Below are 19977 nucleotides of genomic sequence, written 5' to 3' on the forward strand. Positions count from 1 at the left end.
TACGTGTGCCAATAAATTTTTTTAGTCTTGTTCCAATTCTTTTTGAATTAGTTCGCGGATTTCATCCGGGAGTCGACGTGGTCGCATCTCTGCACTGATACATGCCAACTCAACCTCACCTGATGCAAGCATGATTTCACCACGATAAATATTTTGTTGCAATACAAATGATGAAGCTTTACATGAAATAACACGTGCTGTAACAGTAATTAAGTCATCCATCAGGATCGGACGCATGTATTTAACATTAATTTTATGCACCACAAAGTTGTAGTCTGTCTGATGCCAGTAATGACTCACTCCAGCGGCACGTAACCACTCGGTACGGGTACGTTCCATATAGCGAATATGATTGGCGTGATAGACAATGCCACCCGCATCAGTATCTTCAATATAAACGCGGATATTGAATTCAAAGTGATTCGCCATAGTTTTGTTCCATGCAGATTTTCGAAATTTTTGCTTGTTTTTTTGAGGCAGGAGGAGGCTTAGAATTTGCCGGATTCCTGCCAAAAGTCAAGCAATTTAGCGGCTCAAAGTTTAGCATTGTGAGTTTTGAGACCAATGGCACAAGATGTCAAATCTGGATGAAAGTGGGTAAGTTAGGATAGAGGACAATTAACAGCTCATTTATGAAACAGCAGCAGCTACTAAAATGCGCGAGTCTATTGAGTCGCGCATTTTTTGTAGCAGATGATTAACTTTTATCTTTCTGTTTCCAGTTGGCCTGAACCTGCTCAGCCACTTTTGGATAGTCCAGAATAAAACGAACATGGCTTTCGACTCCGGTTTTCAAGGTCGCATCATCGACAATGAAATTCGGGTTGTGGTTCGGTGCGGCTTTTGCCGGGTCCTGATCTGCCGGTGTGGCACCGACAAAGACAAATAAGGATGGCATAAGCTGGCCATAGTAAGCAAAGTCTTCACTGGCGCTGGCATTGTTATCTAAAACATGCAATTTATCTTCACCATGCACGCTCGCCAATGTCGGGCGCATTAATTCAGTCAAGGTTTTATCATTGGTGGTTACCGGGGCATAAGGTGCAATTTCGACTTTCACCTTAACGTCATTGGCTGCGGCATTGTGTTCCAGCATTTTCGGCAAGTCTTTTAAAATGCCCTGACGTACATCTTCACTATTGGAGCGAATAGTTCCGACCATATTGACCTGATCTGGAATGACGTTACCGGTGGTGCCGCCCTGAATACTGCTGATACTCACCACACCCATCCCTTTAGTCAGGTCAGCTTTACGGCTGATCAGACTTTGTAAATTGGTCACCATCTGGGCAGAAGCATAGATCGGGTCTTTACCTGCCCAAGGCATGGAACCATGTACCTGACTGCCATTGACCTGAATACGTAGATGATCGGCACTGTTTAAAATTGCACCATCTTTATAGAAAATATTGCCACTTGGCATGCCTGCCATTACATGCATCCCGAAAATCACTTCAGGTTTCGGACTGTTCAACGCACCATCGGCAATCATTTTGCGGGAGCCAATCTGATCTCCATGAGTGAAGTTATCGATATCTGCACCGCCTTCTTCGGCCGGCTGGAATACGAACACCACTGTGCCTGCAATTTTATCTTTATTGGCGGCCAGAACTTTGGCTGCCCCCAGGAGCATGGCAGTATGTGCGTCATGACCACAGGCATGCATCACATAGGCTTCTTTGCCTTGATAAATGGCTTTTTGTTTGCTTGCAAAAGACACCGGTGCAGTTTCCTTGATTGGCAATGCATCCATATCTGCGCGTAAGGCCATCACAGGGCCGGGTTTTGCACCTTTTAATACACCGATTACACCGGTTTTGGCATAGCCTTTACGTACTTCAATACCGTAGGATTTTAATTCTTTTTGGACCAGTTCCTAGGTTTTGAATTCCATGTTGCCCAGTTCAGGATGCTGGTGGATATGCTGGCGTAATTTGATGGTGTGTGCTTCAGCAGCTTGTACAGAATCATCAATCCAGTCGGCCAGGCTGAACTGGCTACAGAAAAGAAGAGGGAGACAAAGGGAGATCTGCTTATACATGTTCATACTTCGGGAGAACCTTAAGAATTTTAAACGGTTAAAGTGATTCTTTAGGATGGCATACTGATCTAAATTCGACCAAAACCCTCTAAGTATTTTTTGATACTTTAAAGGTATTCTAGGTGTTAATAGCTGTTCTCAAAGAGCTTTATTTTCTCTTTTACATTGTAAAAATATGTATCTATATTAATTTTTTATATTTATAAGGTATGGGAATGATAAAAATAACCACATGAAAAATGATTAGGAAAAAGAAAAAATGATTCCATTTATATCTATAGCCTGGATGAAGTGAAGATTTTTTTTAAACCTCTTAAAATAATTTTGGCACTTAGATTGCATTCACTCTTCCGTAATATTTTTTATGACGGAAATTGAACACATGTTAAAACCTTTGGCTTTATCTCTGGCAGTGGCTTCAAGCTTAAGTTTTATTTCGACAAGCATATGGGCTGAAGACTTTAAAATACTGAAACAGCTGGAAAATAAACCGACATTACTCAAAAGTGGTGAATATAAAGGTCATTATTATGTGCCGAGTACCTTGAATACGATTACGTGGGGTTATCTGCCAAATAAAGATGCAAAACCTGTTTTGACTGTCCCTTCAGGTAGCACAGTTACTTTCGATACGGTTTCCCATGAAGGGCTGCTAGAAGATCAGGGCCGCAATGCAGAGAAATATTTCACCTCAAAAGGTGTCAAGCCTGAGCATGTTTTAGATGAAGCCAAGCTGATCACGAATTCCACATTAAAACATGATTTCCATAAAGATGGGCCACACATTATTACCGGGCCTGTCTATGTAGAAGGGGCAATGCCGGGCGATATTCTAAAGGTGGAGATTCTAAAAGTTGAACCGCGTGTGCCTTATGGCGTGATTTCAAACCGTCATGGCAAAGGGACCTTACCCGAATTCCCGAAACGTCAGAAACATGAGCATGCATCTCCAACCAATCCGGAGACTTATGGCAACGTGTCCATTTTTACCCCAATTGAGAAAAATGCGGATGGCGTATGGGAAGGCGTTTTAAAAACTGAATCTGGCAAAGCGATACGTTTCCCGCTGAATCCGTTTATGGGCACGATGGGCGTTGCACCGAATACCAGTGAGCCTGTGCATTCTGTGCCACCATCATTTTATGGCGGAAATATCGACATCAATGAATTAGGAGCAGGCGCAACGGCTTATTATCCTGTACAAGTGCCAGGTGCTTTATTCTATACAGGCGATAGTCACTTTGTACAAGGCGATGGCGAGGTGGCTTTAACTGCCTTGGAAGGATCAGCACGTGCGACTTTAAAATTCACTTTGCTTAAATCTGGAAAAGACAAAATTCCGGGTGCAGAGATTAAACAGCCGCTGGCTGAAAATGCTGAATTCTGGATCACACCGGGTCTGGATGAAGATTTAGATGAAGCTATGCGTAAATCTACCCGTGAAGCGATTCGTTTTCTGGTCAATGAATATGGCATTTCTGAAGAAATTGCCTATGCCTACTTAAGTGCTGCCACTGACTTTGAAGTATCACAAGTGGTCGATAAAACCAAAGGTATTCATGCCATGATTCGCAAGGCGGATTTTAAGGAGTTTAAGAAAGAAGAGAAGTAATTTTTTTTATTTAGTTTTTTTATTTTGTGCTTTTACCAACTGATTAGACATGGTCAGTTGGCTTTTTAATTTTTGATACCTTGAAAATGTTTAGAATGCGAGAAATAAACAATCAAATAAAATATATGGGGAAACGTGGAAGAACAACAAAATCAAGCTGTGGTTTTACAGCAGCCAAAAGATTCAATGTTAGTTGTTAAAGTTGAACAAGATACAGACTTGGTTGCTATAGGTGCTTTAGTAGTATCGGTTTTGGCATTCTTAGTAACAATTCACATTGTGAGGCAATCTACGAAGAGTCAAATAGAATCTAATAAGCTATTAATTGAAAAACAAAATGAATTAAAATTAGCAGAGCTAAGAATCATTAATAGAAAAGCAGAAGTCGATAAATTAAGAGATAGTATTTATGAATATATTAGCGTTATCCAGAATTTCAAATATTACTATATTCAAGTTTTTTACTTCAAAGAAGATGGGAGTTTTTTCCACAAAGAATTTAAAAAATTCAAAAAGTTATTTTTAGAAAATAAAGAAAAAATAGGCGAAGTTACATATAAGGTATTTCTTAATTTCAATCCAATAGATTCCAATCAATATGAGCTACAGCAAGAGATGATGGAGCTATTAATACTGTCAAACAAAATGTTATCTGATGAACGAGATGAAAACATTATTCGCTTAAAAAATGATGAATTTATTAAAAAATTTGAGACAATCCTTTTTAAACTAAGATTGATGATTCAGTTATAGAAAAGGGAGAATAAACCTCCCTTATAAATCACTTGTCTTTCGGCTCAGGCGGTGTCATCCCAAACTGCAAATACGCCATATTGGTGGCAATACGACCACGCGCAGTTCGCATCACATAACCTTGCTGAATCAGGTAAGGCTCAATGACATCTTCCAACGTACCAGAATCTTCTGCCATGGCTGCTGCGAGCGCTTCTACGCCAGCAGGGCCGCCATCAAAACGTTCAAGCAACATTGATAAATAACGGCGGTCTAAAGTATCTAGACCATCTTTATCGACTTTGAGCATGTCCAAAGCACGTTGTGCCATATCCTGATTGATTTCACCAGTACCTTTGACCTGAGCATAGTCACGCACACGACGCAATAAACGGTTAGCAATACGTGGTGTACCTCGTGAACGACGGGCAATTTCTTTTGCACCATCTCCCGTCATCGGTACATCCATCAAATTGGCTGAACGTTTGACAATGTGGGTTAAATCTTCAACCGAATAAAACTCTAAACGTTGCACGATTCCAAAACGGTCACGCAGTGGTGAAGTCAATAAACCGGCACGTGTAGTTGCAGCTACCAAGGTAAATGGCGGTAAATCCAGTTTAATCGAACGGGCAGCCGGGCCTTCACCAATCATGATGTCGAGTTGATAATCTTCCATCGCCGGATACAGGATTTCTTCAATGACCGGTGAAAGACGGTGAATCTCGTCAATAAACAGGACATCGCCTTCTTCCAGATTCGTTAGCATGGCTGCTAAATCACCGGCACGTTCTAGTACCGGGCCAGAGGTTGACTTGAGATTGCCCCCCATTTCACGGGCAATAATATTGGCCAATGTCGTTTTACCCAGACCTGGCGGGCCAAAGATCAGCGTGTGATCGAGAGCTTCTTCACGGCCACGGGCTGCGCCAATGAAAATTTCCATTTGCTCACGGACCACCGGCTGACCGATATAGTCATCTAGGGAAGTCGGACGGATGGCACGATCAAAGTGATCTTCGGGTTTTTCAGAACCACTGATGAGACGGTCTTGCATCTTTTGAGTTAATCTCTATGGTTTATTTGAGGTGAATAAAGTCATAGCCTCAAAATGCTCTTGGAATTTCTATGCCATTAAGTCGGCATGCTCTTACTTTTGACTGGGCAAAAGTAACAAAACCCATTTGTTAAACTGATGCTACATCCTGATCGCACAGTTTAGCAGGCGACATCCATGTCGCTAGGCAGATTCTGATACTGGCATAAATTCTATATCCAGTATCTGTGCTATTACTTATTCATCGACTTTAATGCAGCGCGGATAATATCGCTGGCTTCAGTAAATTCACCTTTGGCAGCATTCACCAGTTTTTGTGCTTCAGCAGGTTTATAGCCCAACGACTGTAATGCTGCTTCCGCTTCAGCCACGGCTGAATTACTCATAAACTGAATTTGTGGTGCAGTTGAATTACTTGGTGCAGCACCTGAAGCCATGGCTTTAAAGCGGTCACGTAATTCAATCATCAGGCGTTCTGCAGTCTTTTTACCCACCCCCGGAACCTTGACCAGAGTATTGATATCTTCATGTTCAACGGTGTGGATCAGCATTTCCACACTTAAAGTGGAAAGGATACCAAGCGCCATTTTCGGACCAACGCCGTTCACCTTTAATAAGGTACGGAAAATGGTTTTTTCTTGCGCATTGATAAAGCCATAAAGTAACTGGGCATCTTCACGAACAGCCAGATGGGTCCACAGGGTAATTTTCTGGCCTTTTTGCAACTGACAGAAAGTGGTTAAAGGGGTGTCAATCTCATAACCTACGCCGTTCACATTTAATAAAACAGTCGGTGCTTCCAGCGCCAGCACTTCCCCAATCAGGCATCCAATCATTTTTTATATACTCAAATTTAATACAGGCATAGTAGTCAGCATTTTTGATAAAGGCAAAACTCTATCAGTTAAAAGCAGTGATTTTGCTGAGATTTTCATCAGGTCTTCACTGCTTAAAGCAAGCCGGCTTTATTGCCATGCAGTTCCTGCGCCAGATTATAAGCCTGATGATCAGAAAACTTGGAGACAATATCCAGCACCTGCATGATATTGGCATAGTGATCATTTGCAAAATATGCACCTGAGCGTTTTAAAATAGCCATTAAACGTTGTTCCTTAAAGCTTAAGGTTTTGTGTGGCGTGGTCAAAGGAATAAAGGCATCCAGAATGGTTTGCAGACTTTGATGCGCGATAATTTCCAGACCTGCTTTTTGCGGATGTTCAAAGATTTTGTCTCGCGCCAGTTCTTTGGCCCGGTTAATACCCATTTCAATATCAGCACTACAATAACCCAGCAATGAGCCTTGCAATTGGCCCATCAGAATTTCCTGCTGATGTCGTGCAAATGCTGTAGTAACTTCTTCTACCAGACGTTTCATTACCCGGCCACGCAGCGCGGCAATTTTTTGTTGCCAGGTGGTATAAGGCATATTGATTTCTTCAGGTATACCATAATCACCCAGCAAGTTCAGAAAGACTGGTTCAACTTCCGCATAGCTGAGCATATTCAGGCTGATACCATCCTCCAGATCAATCAGGGCATAGCAGATATCATCCGCAGCTTCTAAAAGATAGGTCAGGGGATGTCGGCAATAATGATAGTCACCTAGCTGGATCAGGCCCAAATGTTCAGCAATTTCCTGCAAAACCTCTTTTTCAGACTGGTAGCAGCCGAATTTCGGACGACGGCTGGCTGGCGTGTTGCCGGTCGGGTCAATGGTCTGCGAGAGCCACGGATATTTGAGATAAGCACCCAGAGTGGCATAGGTCAGACGCATACCGCCATCATTAGGATGATAGTCAATCTTGGTCAGCAGACGCAGGCCTTGGGCATTACCTTCAAACTGACGGACATCCGCTTCCTGTTCGGGACTCAGGTTGTTTAAGAAGTCGGTATGTGATGCATCGTCAAACCACTCCCGAATGGCATATTCGCCGGCATGGCCAAAAGGTGGATTACCAATATCATGTGCCAGACAGGCGGCCTGAATGATGGCACCAACATCAGCCGGAGAAATCCAGGCAGGTAAATTATCTTTGATTTTTTCGGCAGCCAGCATACCCAATGAACGGCCAATACAGGAGACCTCAAGCGAATGGGTCAAACGGGTATGAATCCCGTCATGCTGAGTCAGTGGATGGACCTGGGTTTTGCGGTTTAACTGACGGAAACTGTGTGAAAAAATAATACGGTCATAGTCTTTATGGAACGGGCTGCGTGCCAGTTCAGTTTTTTGCTTTTTACTACCCATCCGAACTGTCGAGAGCAGTTCTAACCAACGCATTTGAGTCATTTATCATTATTCAGTTATTAACTGTTTGCATCATGCCAAAAAACTGGTTCGGGGACTAGGGCAGTGCGACATGAATTGTCATGCTGCATATGGTTATTTTAGCCAGCTGTAAAAGACTGAGAATTAAAAATCAAAATTATCAAATGAACAATAAAAAAGCAGGCTATTAAACCTGCTTTATACGGTAAAGAATCAGATTAGCTCTTTACCATTTTTCTTGGCCTGTTGTGTGTCTTTATAGACATTCAGGCAAATCGTGAACAGGACCAGGCTTGCCACTAATGGCCAAAAAAGTACATATAGGGTCAATAATTGACTTGTCATCTGAACTCTCCTTATTTACTTTTCTCAGATAGCTGGTGAAATTCAATCACCATCTTATTGATTTGTTTAAAATCAAATCGTTCTTTACTGTAGATCAGCGTCAACACAGTACATACCAGCGCACTACTGCCATACGCTGTCAGTGAGCTTAACAAGGTGCCGTATTCACGCAAAAAGCCGGTGGTCCATGGCATGAAGCCAATACTGGCCAATATACCAACGACCATACCCACTTTCTTGCCAAAGAAACCAAAGGTCATCAGACCCAGCACCACACCAATCCCCAGGGTCGCAATGAGTTCAAAGCCAAGTGCGATCATTCCCTGAATCGGAAGCCATTCAAAACGTACAATCAGAAAGCTTAAAAATGCCAGGCCCACTGACCAGTTAAAGGCCCGGGCATTCACCTTGTCCCAATACAGGCTGACAATCACCGGGAACACAATAGAGCCCCAAAGCGCACCCACAAAAATCAGCATCGACAAAATGTCAAATTTCAAGGTGGCAATCAAAATTCCAAGCATGGTGGCAACGATCATGGTCATACGGCCAATAAATAGCATTTTCTTTGGATCAGGGCGGTTTTTCGCAATCTGTTTGCCATAAATGTCCGTCATGACAATCGCAGACAGAGCAGACAGATCCGAGTCAGCGGTAGAAGACAGGGCTCCAATCACCATGATGAATAACAGCGCGACCATAAATGGCGAAAGATAAGTCGCTGCCATTTGTGGAATCAGGTTATTCAGGTTGCCATCAATGGGTTGAATACCTGCAAATAGTGCCAGTAATCCAAGCATGCCTAGACCAATGACAATTGCAGCATAACCAATGGTTGCAGTGATAAAACTCGGTTTGATCAGGTCTTCACGGACTGCAAACAGGCGCTGGGCAATGGTCTGATTACCAATCGCATAGGCCAATACGGCAACAAAAAATGGTGCGCCTTGTTCCAAAAAGGCTGTTTTAGAGAAAAAATCCAGCTGTTCCGGTTGCAGGTGATGAATTCCGCTTTGAAACAGGGATGGCCCACCTAAGGTAAAGAATAAGGTTGGAATAATGATCACAGCCGCGACAATCATTGCCACCAGTTGACCAAAATCGGTAAAGACTGAGGAACGGAACCCCGACCAGAGGGTATAGGACAGTACACCGATACCAGTAATCAGCACGCCATGGATAAAGCTTAAAGGAGATAAAATTTCAACCAGTGCCCCGGCAGCGGTAAAGTTCACCATCAGGCTGATCACGCTACCCACAATATTGGAACCTGCCAGAATCATCTGACTTTGATTGCCATGCCGGGCATGCATGATTTCTGCCAAAGTATGTGCATTAGGTGCCAGTTCACGAAAGCGCTTGCCAAAGGGATAGATAAATAAAATCATCAGCGCACCCCACAAACCATAGTGGAGGGCACCAGACACGCCGTATGTATATCCGGATGAAGCTGCTGCATAAAACGAGGCAGCCCAGATCCAGGTGGCGGTCATACTGGCAGCAGACATTCCAAATCCGATGGAGCCATTCGAAACCATGTAGCCATCGACATTTTCATTTTTCTGTTTAATGCGTAACGATAGTAGAAAGGTGATGCCATAGAAAAGCACCATCAATAGTACAGTTGCTGTACTAGTGAACTGAAACATACATACTCCTTAAGCGGGTCACCTTTTGTTTTTGAAAGTTAAATCATTGGTGACAGATTAAGGCTCTAAAATAGACAGAGCAGTGAAGCTATAGAACATCAAAAAGTGAGTGTCCGAATATAGAATTTATATTCATCTCTACAGCAGAAAGGAAAAACCATTGCCAGGCCCGGAATTTGGACGTTTTCTCAGCAATGGAGCAAGAGCCTAACATAAAATCATCAAATTTACTGATGAAGTATCTATTTTGTAAGATTTCTGGCTGATATAGAGATGTAAGCTCGTTACTCTTACCTTTGAATAAAAAAATATTTTTTTGTCATTTTTTTAGCAATTACAAATATTTATTTTAAAATTTTTGAGTTAAATAAAAACTGAGAATACGGATTAAATAAAAAAGGTAACAAAATTTTATTATTAATCATTTCTTCATTATTTTTTTAGATAGTCCTCATAATTACTGGTAAATTTTTTCATAAATACGAGTGGTGTTTTGCTATTTATATTGTGCTTTTTACGCATAATAGAACTAATGAATAAGTGATGAAATTTCAAAATATTGGATATGATGGGGTAATTTTATCGATATAATCTTTGGTCTTTTAGATCAGTAAATTTTACTTAATTATGATCTAAGAAGATAAACATCAAATATGAAAAAATAAAAGGATCAAATAAGGAATTTTATTTTTATTCTTTTAGAAGATGAGAATAGATGTTCGGTTTTTGTTCTGAAGATTATGTTAAATTAAAATACCACTCAGTATTAATTATTCGTTTATAGAGGGTGGTAATTTGCCTCTAGTGCCCTAATGGAGGAGATGGGCAGAGAACTGTTCCTTGTAGTGCAGAACGGCAGAAGACCTTTAACCAATTTTCTAATCTTGAGGGTGAAAGGTGAGAGTCAATCAAAATAATTAAAAACAGCGTGCAAAAATAGAACTTCATGAAAAACCTGGTTCTTAAGTATTTTATTCTGTTTTATACAGGAGTTTTGGCAAGTTATAGCCATACAATCTGAACAAGAATTTGTCATGATTGTTGTTGAAAAATAATACAATTTTTATATATAAAATTATTCTGAACTGGTTTTGATTTTTCTTTAAAAAAATGTGATAACCTGTGCGACTACATTCAATTTTCCTGACTGAAAATAAACAAAATTTTTTAAAAGTCCAGGGTATTTCAGCTATAGTTTTCTGATTTGGCATCTAGCCGATTTCCTTATTTCACAGTAGAATATGCGCTCTCTCAAGTCACATTGTGGCATGGTTGTTCAGACCATCCCGTGGAGCCAAAATCAGCATGTTTATCGTTGCCGGTGCACCCGCACATTCTTCTTTTAAGAAAACTCAACTATTATCGCGTTTGACGTCAATTAGTTCTGTTCAATCAATTGAAAGTCAATGGGTCTACCTCTTTGACCAAGCGCTCAGCGAGCAACAACAGCAATCAGCTTTACAGCTTCTCAACGATGGTCAATCTTTTGAATTGCACCAGGCTGCAAGTGATGAAATTCAGATTTTAGTCACACCGCGCGTCGGAACCATCTCTCCTTGGTCCTCTAAAGCGACGGATATTTTCAAAAACTGTAATACGCCGGTTCATCGTTTAGAACGCGGCGTTTTATTTACTTTGAAAGGCACAAAAGAGCTTTCCAAAGAGGCTCTACAGGTCCTGCACGACCGTATGACCGAAAGCGTATTCAATGCGATTGAAGATGCTGCGGTATTATTTGTGGAAACGGCGCCCAAACCATTGAACTCCATTGATATTCTGGGGGAAGGTAAAGAAGCGCTGGTTAAAGCCAATAATGAATTTGGTTTCGCATTATCAATGGACGAAATTGATTACCTGACTGAAGCTTTCATCAAGCTGGGTCGTAATCCGAATGACATTGAACTGATGATGTTTGCACAAGCCAACTCTGAGCATTGCCGTCATAAAATCTTCGGTTCAGAATGGACAATTGATGGTGAAGTTCAGCCATTGTCATTGTTCCAGATGATCAAAAATACGTATAAAGAATCACCAACAGACGTATTGTCAGCTTATAAAGACAACGCTTCAGTGATTGTGGGTTTTGATACGCAACGTTTCTATCCAACCCTGGAAAATAGTGGACAACACGTTTATAAGTACAAGAGTCAGGCTGCACATATCCTGATGAAGGTAGAGACGCATAATCACCCGACTGCGATTGCACCATTTGCCGGTGCTGCGACAGGTTCAGGCGGTGAAATCCGTGATGAAGGCGCAACTGGTCGGGGTGGTAAACCAAAAGCAGGTTTAACAGGTTTCACTGTTTCTAACCTGAATATTCCAGGCTTTGAACAGCCTTGGGAAGAAAACTACGGCAAACCATCTCGTATGGCATCTCCACTTCAAATCATGATTGAAGGCCCATTGGGTGGTGCAGCGTTTAACAACGAATTTGGTCGTCCTGCATTAAACGGTTACTTCCGTACCTTTGAACAAAACGTCAATGGCGATGTTAAAGGTTTCCATAAGCCAATCATGATTGCCGGTGGTTACGGGAATATCCGTCCGGATCACGTTGAAAAAGATCCGATTCAGCCGGGCGATTTATTGATCGTTCTTGGTGGTCCAGCCATGCTTATTGGTTTAGGCGGTGGTGCAGCGTCTTCTGTAGACAGCGGTAAATTGGGCGAGAACCTGGACTTTGCTTCGGTACAACGTGAAAATCCGGAAATGGAACGCCGTTGCCAAGAAGTGATTGATACCTGCTGGCGCATGGAAGATCACAACCCAATCGTGTCGGTGCATGATGTAGGCGCGGGTGGTATTTCCAATGCCATGCCTGAACTGGTGAATGACCACGAGCTTGGTGCAGTGCTGGATCTGCGTAAGATTCCATCGCTTGAGCCAGGTATGTCTCCAATGGAAATCTGGTCAAACGAAGCGCAAGAACGTTATGTTTTGGCGATTCGTCCATCTTCTTTAGAATTATTTGAATCGATCTGTGCGCGTGAACGTTGTCCGTTTGCAGTACTGGGTGAAGCGACTGAAGCACGTCATTTAACCGTTGAAGATCCATTGTTCGGCAACAAGCCGGTGGATATGCCAATGCAGGTGATGCTTGGTGGTACGCCACGTATGAGTCGTTCATATGAAACGATTGAACGCAAAGGCGATGACTTTGACGCGGCTAAAGTCACTGATCTGAAAGATGCAATCTACCGTGTTATCAAGAATCCAACTGTTGCTTCTAAATCGTTCCTGATCACCATTGGTGACCGTTCAATTACCGGTATGGTTGCGCGTGACCAGATGGTTGGTCGCTGGCAGGTTCCTGTCGCGGATGCTGCTGTGACTACAACAAGCTTGGTGGGTTACACCGGTGAAGCAATGGCAATGGGTGAACGTCCACCAGTAGCCTTGTTGAATCCTGCTGCGTCTGCACGTTTATCAGTTGCTGAATCGATCTCGAACATCATGTCTGCGAAGATTGAAAAAATCAGCGATATCAAACTGTCTGCAAACTGGATGGCGGCTGCCGGTCAACAAGGTGAAGACCAGGCATTATTCGAAGGCGTAAAAGCTATCGGTATGGAAATGTGTCCGGCTCTGGGTATTGCAATTCCGGTGGGTAAAGACTCATTGTCTATGCGTACCACCTGGAATGACGAAGGTGAAGACAAATCTGTTACTTCTCCAATGTCAGGCGTAATCACCGCATTTGCACCAGTGACTGATGTGCGCAAGACATTGACGCCTGAAATGAAAGATATTGAATCTGTACTGGTTCGTATTGATCTGTCTAAAGGTCAGTTCCGTTTAGGTGGTTCGATTCTGGCGCAGGTATACAAAGCGATTGGTTCGGTTACTCCTGATGTTGATAGCTTTGATGACTTCAAAACATTCTTCACATTGATTCAAGAATGGAACAACCGTGGCTTGATCAAGGCGTACCATGACATCGGTGATGGTGGCTTATTGGCAACTGTTGCAGAAATGATGTTCGCTTCACGTCTTGGTGTCGCACTTGAAGAGCAATCGGTTGCAAGCCTGTTCGCTGAAGAAATTGGTGCAGTGCTGCAAATCTCGAAAGCAGATTGGGAGGTATTACAGGCTGAAGTTGCAGCATCTACGCTTAAAGATGCAATTACAGTGGTGGGTACTGTCAACAATACAGATACTTTAACTGTAAATGGCTTGAGCTTAGATCGTGCTGATCTACAAGTGGCCTGGACTGAAGTATCACATCAAATCCAGCGCCTGCGTGACAACGTGGAAACGGCGGATCAGGAATTTGCGTTAATTACTGATAAAGCACACCAAGGTATTATTGCTCAACCGACATTTGACCTGAACGAACCTGTTGAAGCGCCTTTCATTAACTTGCGTCGTCCAAATATGGCAATTCTGCGTGAGCAGGGTGTCAATGGTCATGTAGAAATGGCTGCAGCATTTGATAAAGTCGGCTTCAATACGGTTGACGTACATATGAGTGACTTGCTGGCAGGTCGTATCAGCCTGGATGATTTTGAAGGCTTGGTAACTTGTGGTGGTTTCTCGTATGGTGACGTGCTGGGTGCAGGCGGCGGCTGGGCAAAATCAGTCTTATTCAATGCCAAGTTACGTGACCAGTTTGAGAAATTCTTTAACCGTCAGGAAACTTTCTCATTAGGTATCTGTAATGGTTGCCAGATGTTGTCCCAATTGGCTCCACTGATTCCGGGTGCTGAACACTGGCCTCGTTTCTACCGTAATAAGTCAGAAGTATTTGAAGCACGTGCAGTGAACGTACGTGTAGAAAAATCGAATTCTGTCTTGTTGCAAGATATGCAGGGTTCGATTCTACCGATCGCTGTAGCGCATGGTGAAGGTCGTGCGGTTGCAACTGCGGAAAACTTTGCTGCACTGAATGCATCGAATCAGGTCGTTTTACGTTATGTCGATAGCCATGGCAATGCAACTGAACAGTATCCATTGAACCCGAACGGTTCACCAGAAGGTATTACTGGTGTAACGTCGCAGGATGGTCGTGCAACGATTATGATGCCACATCCGGAACGTAACTTCCGAGCGATTCAGCATTCTTGGAAACCGGAAGACTGGGATCAGGATGGTGCCTGGTTACGTATGTTCCGTAATGCACGTAAGTTTATTGGTTAATCCATTTTAAATTTCAAGAAAGGGTCGCAAAAGCGGCCCTTTTTATTGGAATATCCGCTTTCAGAGAAAGCTGAATGATTTATTAATTATTCTACTGAATTTATATAGATAGGTTACAAATTAACCATAAGAATATCAAAAATCATAAATATAAAAAGGCATGAGAAGAGTAAGCTATTTGTTAAAACTCGAAAAATTAAAAACCCCGAGGGTCCACAAGATGAAAAGAATAAATCTGTTTTGTTTAACAGCGACTTGTGTATTTCTAGCTGCTTGTGCGATGACACCCGAGCAAAAAGCGGAGCGTGCACAAGAAAAAGCGAAAAAACGTTTAGCCTTACAAGTACAGATGGCTCAGCAATGTGATCCTGTAGCAGCTAAACTTATGTCTCAGCTACCTACCATTAGCCAGCTACCTCCAGCACAACGTACCCAATTTGACCAGCAATATGAGGCGCGTGTAAATAATCCAACTTTCCAGTCATGTTATAACATGGCGTTTAAGGCATATAACGAGCAGCAGCAACTGAATCTGGCAGAATTAGAATGGGATACTGATGCCGGCTGGTTTAATAATTCACCATTTAACTGTGAATTCCCGCGTCCAGAAGGACCATTTTGGCGGGCCTGCTAATACTTAACTTAGGTAAGATGATCTAGTAGAAATACTTATAACTGGATAATATAAAGATTTTTATTTAGACTAGCTTCATGAATTGCCACCTTTGGGTGGCTTTTGTTTTTTAAATATTTTGATTTTTTAATTTTATTTCTCCTGCTGATCTGGTTTGAATTTTGCTTTCATATGATAGATAAAGTGTTAAGGTATATTTTATGCACAACTTTATTGCACTATAAAAGAAAGATGGAATAGATCGATTCAGTATCAATTCTCAAGTATGAGGTGATGACATGATAAAGACATTTAGAATAATGGATAGGGCGACAATGCGTCAGAAAGGTTGGTGGTTGTTTGGCTTTGTTGTTAGCCTACAAATATTGTTTGTACTCGGCAGTTGTTTGATGCAGGGTTCTTGATATTTAGATTTAGAAAAAGCCACCGAGAGGTGGCTTTTTACGTATGGTGTGTAGATAGAATTGTTACTTTGAAGGATGAGAAATATATTCCGTAAAGTAACCAAAATTCTTTGTCAGACTGATGGAACGTCCATGTCTTACAGTCTGACGGGCGATATCCATATCGTAATGTAGGTAATTAGATTTAATCTTTGAAAATAAGGTATATTTATAATTTGTTATAAGTGTTTGAACTAAAATAAATTTAGGTTGATTAAATTGAAGAAAAATATCGTTTGGGGACTTATTGTTGCCATTTTGGGTATGGGGAGTAGTTTGTGGCTTCTTATCGATCTTGAGAAACTTTCAGGAGCTGAGTTTGTTACTTTATCTCTAGGATTTGCCGTAATAGGATTAATAATAGCTTTTGCTGCTGAGGTCCAGGAGTTCTCAATTGTAGGGAATGGAGTTAAGTTAAAAGAATTAAGATCAGAAGCTGAGAAAACAATTGAAGAATTAAGAAAAGGTCGTACAGAGTTATTTCGCATTTTAATTCAAACAAGCACTGAATTGTCAGGAGGGTTAGCAGGTCCTTCAAAGGTAGAAAGTAGAGCTAAAAAGTTTATTCATATCTTTAAAGAAGTTGAAAAATTTGATTGTATAAAAGAATTAAAAGCTGATTTAGAAAAATCTTTACAAGTAATAGTGATTGCTCAGTATAATAAATTAAGCTTTATTCATAAAAAACAAAAAGAATTTAATAATGAGTTTACTGATTGTGAAAAAGCGACTTACTTATATATTGCCTTGAGTGATGATGTAATTAGAGATAGTTACACAAATAGAAGACCAGAGCCAGATTTTCAAACTGAGAAAGATGACATTATCAAAGCGATAGATGTATATGCTGAACTTTATGAGATAAAACTTAAGTTAGATGAGGCTTGAATATAAAAAAGACCATCTTTCGATGGTCTTTTTTATCAAATTAAACAGTTAATTGAACCAGCTTTAATACCGCTTTCAACGTATGTTCATAATCAAAAGCATCATTAGTATTGTCCTGATAACGCCAAGCTACATAACCATCTGGACGAACCAGGATTGCACCAGATTCATGAATTTCAGACTTTGCATTCCAGGTGCCATACACATCACGATAGTCACGTGAACCAATCTGAATCACATCCAGATATGGCAGTTTCAATGCTTCAGCCGCCTGTTTCCAGCCTTTGCCAGATAAACCCGTCAGGAGAGTAAAACGACCTTTACCAGTAATATCTAGCGTGGACTGCTTTTGACCTTTGGCATTGATCAGCCAGGTATGCGGCACTTTGGCACCCGGGCGCGTTGTTGCTTGCAAATAAAGCTGCTCATCTTTTTCAAAAGCTTCAGGCTCAGATTCTGCAATCACCGCATTTGAATTATAGCGCTGGTTCAGCTCTACACCTTGGGCATTAAATTCGAAGTTTTTAATTTCCAAAGCTTCAAACAGTTTTTTGCGGATTTCAGCACCTTGCTCAGTTTCAGCAAAAATACGTTCCAGCATTTGTTTTTGTGTAGTTACACCATTGTCAAAACCAAAGACTTCTTTCAGGTATTTATAATCAAAACGTGACTGGTTCGCTCGCGCCACAATCTGCTTACCCACCGGTGCACGTTCAGCCGTATAGGAATCCAGCAGGGCAGGCACAGCCCAGCCTTTCACAGCATATGCCAGTTTCCAGCCCAGATTAAAGGCATCCTGCATACAGGTATTTGAACCTAATCCGCTTGAAGGTGGATGACGGTGCACTGCATCACCTCCGCAGAATACACGGCCTTTAGAATATTCAGTTGCCCAGGTCTGGTTCACATACCAGTATGACAGTTTCTGAATCTCGACTTCTTCAACTTCAGTACCGACGAAGGCATTCAGGCGGGCACGTACCTGTTCCTCAGTCACTTGTGGTTCGCCTTTGGAAATGTCAAAGCCCCAACCCATAATCCATTCATTCCATGGCGTAATAGCACGTAACAATCCCATACCGAGGTCGCCAAAGCTGGCTTCAGGATTGACAATCCATTGCAGAATAGCAGGGCGGTGTTGCACGTATTGAGAAAGATCAGCTTTAAAGGTCACATACACTGTGCCGGCTCGTGCCATTATACCTTCAAGAGGTAAATCAAGCTGTTCCAGCACACGGGATTTTGCCCCATCCATTCCCACCAGATATTTCGCTCTCAAGCTAAATTCAGTGTTGGTAATCCGGTTGAGGAAAGTGGCTGTCACGCCAGCTTCGTCCTGCACATGCGACAGATATTCAGTATTAAAATTATAAATCGCACCACGCTCAGCAGCATTCTTAACCAGCAAGGCTTCCATTTTGGGCTGGATCAAATCAACTAAAGGACATGGGCTACCTTTTATATAATCGCCATGACGTTCATCGCCCGTACCCCAGGCACTTAAACGGGCAATTTCTTCACCGACCAGACTGGTGGTAATCAGGCTTTCACCCATCTGCTCCCAAGGTGTAGCGATCTCTTTGACCTGCTCTTCAATACCTAAATCACGTAATACCTCCATGGCACGTTGATTGGTAATATGTGCACGTGGGCTATTGGCCAACCAGCTAAACTGGGTAAATAGCTGTACTTTGATGCCATAATTGGCCAGGGCCAGACCTAATGTTGAACCTGCAGGACCGGTACCAATCACCAAAACATCGGTGTCATATTGCTGTGCCATTACATACTCCATGAATGTCGCTATTACATGAACAATCTATCTGTTAGCTGAGGAGTCTAGGCAAAATTCAGCGCAGGCTATAGAGCTATTCATATAAACTATCTGCCTATAGATATTTTCACTGCATATACGAATATGACGTGGTGTTTTGGATAGAGCAAGATATGGAACTTCGACATTTACGCTATTTTATTACTGTAGCGCAGCAACAAAGTTTTACCAAGGCTGCCGAAAAACTGTTTACCGCCCAGCCGTCATTAAGCCAGCAAATTAAGGATCTGGAGCAGGAAGTAGGCGTCATGCTGTTTGATCGTTCATCCAGAAAGGTCAAACTCACCGATGAAGGACAGGCTTTTCAGATTTATGCCGAAAAAGCACTGGAAAATGCCAAACTGGCAGTAGCAGCAGCGCGTCAGGTTGCGCAGCAGAAAAATAATCAGATTCATATTGGTTTTCTGAATGTGGCAGAAATCAAAGTCATGCCTCAGATATTGGTGCAGCTTAAAAAAAACATGCCGGACTTAAAAATCCATCTGCATAGCCTGACCTGTATGGAACAGATTCAGCGGCTGAAAAATGCGGAACTGGATTTGTGTATTACCCGCTTTCATCTGGACCATCCAGATTTTGAGAATATTCATTTATTAACCGAGCAAATTTATCTGATAGCCGCTCAGCACTTACATTCTACAGATCGAATCCTGAAATTACAGGAACTAAAAAACCATAATGTAATTATGTGTGAGCAGAATGCTTCACCCGTATTTTATGAAAAGCTGGATAAATTACTCTGTATTGATCAGCTTGAGCATGAACAGGTTTTATGGGTGACTAATGTGTTGCAACATATCAATCTGACCAATATGGGGATGGGCTTTAGTTTTGCACCTGAATATTTACTTCGTTTTATGAATGATCATGTAAAAGTGATCCAGACTGACCAGGTGCTACCAAAACTGGATTTATATGCAACATTTAACAAGAACTCTCAAAATCCTGCATTGAAGATGATTGCCCAAGCCCTTAACAATATGAGTAATATCTGAATTTCAGGAAAGAATACATGTTAAAGCTGATTTATTACGTACCAGACGAAAACCTGGAAGATACCAAGAATGCGATATTTGCAGCAGGAGGCGGCGGTATTGGGGAATATACGAATTGTGCCTGGCAGGTTTTAGGAACCGGACAGTTTAAGCCGCAGAAAGGTGCAGATCCTCATATTGGTGAAGTCGGCCAACTGGAACAGGTAGAAGAATGGCGGGTAGAAATTCTGGTGCCGGATGAAAAGGCGGTGGAAGTGGCCAAAGCGCTGAAAGAAAGCCATCCTTATGAAGAGCCGGCCTTTGAATTTATTCAGCTTTTGGATATCAAAGTCTAAAGTT

General features: G+C 41.9%; 15 protein-coding genes and 1 pseudogene. 8 read left to right on the forward strand and 8 right to left on the reverse strand.

Annotation, left to right across the window (positions count from 1 at the left end):
- Positions 1–21: 21 nt before the first annotated feature.
- Together ybgC and H9629_RS07105 are read right to left on the reverse strand one after the other, a co-directional pair.
- Positions 22–429 carry a tol-pal system-associated acyl-CoA thioesterase gene (gene ybgC, locus H9629_RS07100; protein ID WP_004645668.1) on the reverse strand — a complete coding sequence of 136 codons (408 nt, stop codon included), beginning with the start codon at positions 427–429 and terminating at the stop codon, positions 22–24.
- A gap of 268 nt (positions 430–697) precedes the next feature.
- Positions 698–2041, reverse strand: a pseudogene (locus H9629_RS07105) (amidohydrolase).
- Between the two features lie 382 nt (positions 2042–2423).
- Between H9629_RS07105 and H9629_RS07110 the strand changes: the two are divergent.
- Entirely contained in the window at positions 2424–3653 is a 1230-nt protein-coding gene (locus tag H9629_RS07110; RefSeq protein ID WP_064102864.1) for an acetamidase/formamidase family protein, read from the forward strand.
- Between the two features lie 135 nt (positions 3654–3788).
- Positions 3789–4406, forward strand: coding sequence for a hypothetical protein (locus H9629_RS07115; RefSeq protein ID WP_191730799.1), 618 nt, complete (start codon positions 3789–3791; stop codon positions 4404–4406).
- Between the two features lie 28 nt (positions 4407–4434).
- Here H9629_RS07115 and ruvB read toward each other — a convergent pair whose 3' ends face one another.
- The 5 genes from ruvB to H9629_RS07135 all read right to left on the reverse strand — a co-directional run bounded on the left by ruvB (position 4435) and on the right by H9629_RS07135 (position 9705).
- Positions 4435–5442, reverse strand: a complete 1008-nt coding sequence (gene ruvB, locus H9629_RS07120) for a Holliday junction branch migration DNA helicase RuvB (protein WP_064096247.1) — start codon at positions 5440–5442, stop codon at positions 4435–4437.
- Positions 5443–5675: 233 nt separating this feature from the next.
- Entirely contained in the window at positions 5676–6278 is a 603-nt protein-coding gene (gene ruvA, locus H9629_RS07125; RefSeq protein WP_064096246.1) for a Holliday junction branch migration protein RuvA, read from the reverse strand.
- 113 nt (positions 6279–6391) lie between these two features.
- On the reverse strand, positions 6392–7732 hold the full coding sequence (locus tag H9629_RS07130) for a deoxyguanosinetriphosphate triphosphohydrolase (RefSeq protein ID WP_064096245.1): 1341 nt from the start codon (positions 7730–7732) through the stop codon (positions 6392–6394).
- A gap of 192 nt (positions 7733–7924) precedes the next feature.
- On the reverse strand, positions 7925–8056 hold the full coding sequence (locus H9629_RS15340; protein ID WP_212839209.1) for a putative transporter small subunit: 132 nt from the start codon (positions 8054–8056) through the stop codon (positions 7925–7927).
- A gap of 11 nt (positions 8057–8067) precedes the next feature.
- Complete coding sequence (locus H9629_RS07135) at positions 8068–9705, reverse strand: sodium:solute symporter family transporter (RefSeq protein ID WP_064096244.1); 1638 nt, start codon at positions 9703–9705, stop codon at positions 8068–8070.
- Positions 9706–11010: 1305 nt separating this feature from the next.
- Between H9629_RS07135 and purL the strand changes: the two genes are divergently transcribed.
- From purL to H9629_RS07150, 4 genes are all read left to right on the forward strand, one after another.
- Positions 11011–14844 (forward strand): phosphoribosylformylglycinamidine synthase, encoded by a 3834-nt coding sequence (gene purL, locus H9629_RS07140; RefSeq protein WP_064102799.1) that lies wholly within the window; start codon positions 11011–11013, stop codon positions 14842–14844.
- 220 nt (positions 14845–15064) lie between these two features.
- Positions 15065–15478, forward strand: coding sequence for a hypothetical protein (locus tag H9629_RS07145; RefSeq protein WP_064096241.1), 414 nt, complete (start codon positions 15065–15067; stop codon positions 15476–15478).
- Positions 15479–15756: 278 nt separating this feature from the next.
- Complete coding sequence (locus H9629_RS15465) at positions 15757–15882, forward strand: KGW motif small protein (protein WP_263600637.1); 126 nt, start codon at positions 15757–15759, stop codon at positions 15880–15882.
- A 258-nt stretch (positions 15883–16140) separates the two neighbouring features.
- Positions 16141–16809 (forward strand): hypothetical protein, encoded by a 669-nt coding sequence (locus tag H9629_RS07150; protein ID WP_081408823.1) that lies wholly within the window; start codon positions 16141–16143, stop codon positions 16807–16809.
- 40 nt (positions 16810–16849) lie between these two features.
- Here H9629_RS07150 and H9629_RS07155 read toward each other — a convergent pair whose 3' ends face one another.
- The gene (locus tag H9629_RS07155; protein ID WP_191730800.1) at positions 16850–18592 is read right to left on the reverse strand and encodes an FAD-dependent oxidoreductase; all 1743 of its coding nucleotides are present in this window, start codon (positions 18590–18592) and stop codon (positions 16850–16852) included.
- Positions 18593–18756: 164 nt separating this feature from the next.
- On the opposite strand from H9629_RS07155, the gene H9629_RS07160 reads away from it, so the two are divergent.
- On the forward strand, positions 18757–19638 hold the full coding sequence (locus H9629_RS07160; protein ID WP_064102796.1) for a LysR substrate-binding domain-containing protein: 882 nt from the start codon (positions 18757–18759) through the stop codon (positions 19636–19638).
- A gap of 17 nt (positions 19639–19655) precedes the next feature.
- Complete coding sequence (locus tag H9629_RS07165) at positions 19656–19973, forward strand: hypothetical protein (protein ID WP_064102795.1); 318 nt, start codon at positions 19656–19658, stop codon at positions 19971–19973.
- The last annotated feature ends 4 nt before the right edge of the window (positions 19974–19977 follow it).

Origin of the sequence: Acinetobacter pecorum, assembly GCF_014837015.1 — a bacterium.
GTDB classification, from domain to species: Bacteria; Pseudomonadota; Gammaproteobacteria; order Pseudomonadales; family Moraxellaceae; genus Acinetobacter; species Acinetobacter pecorum.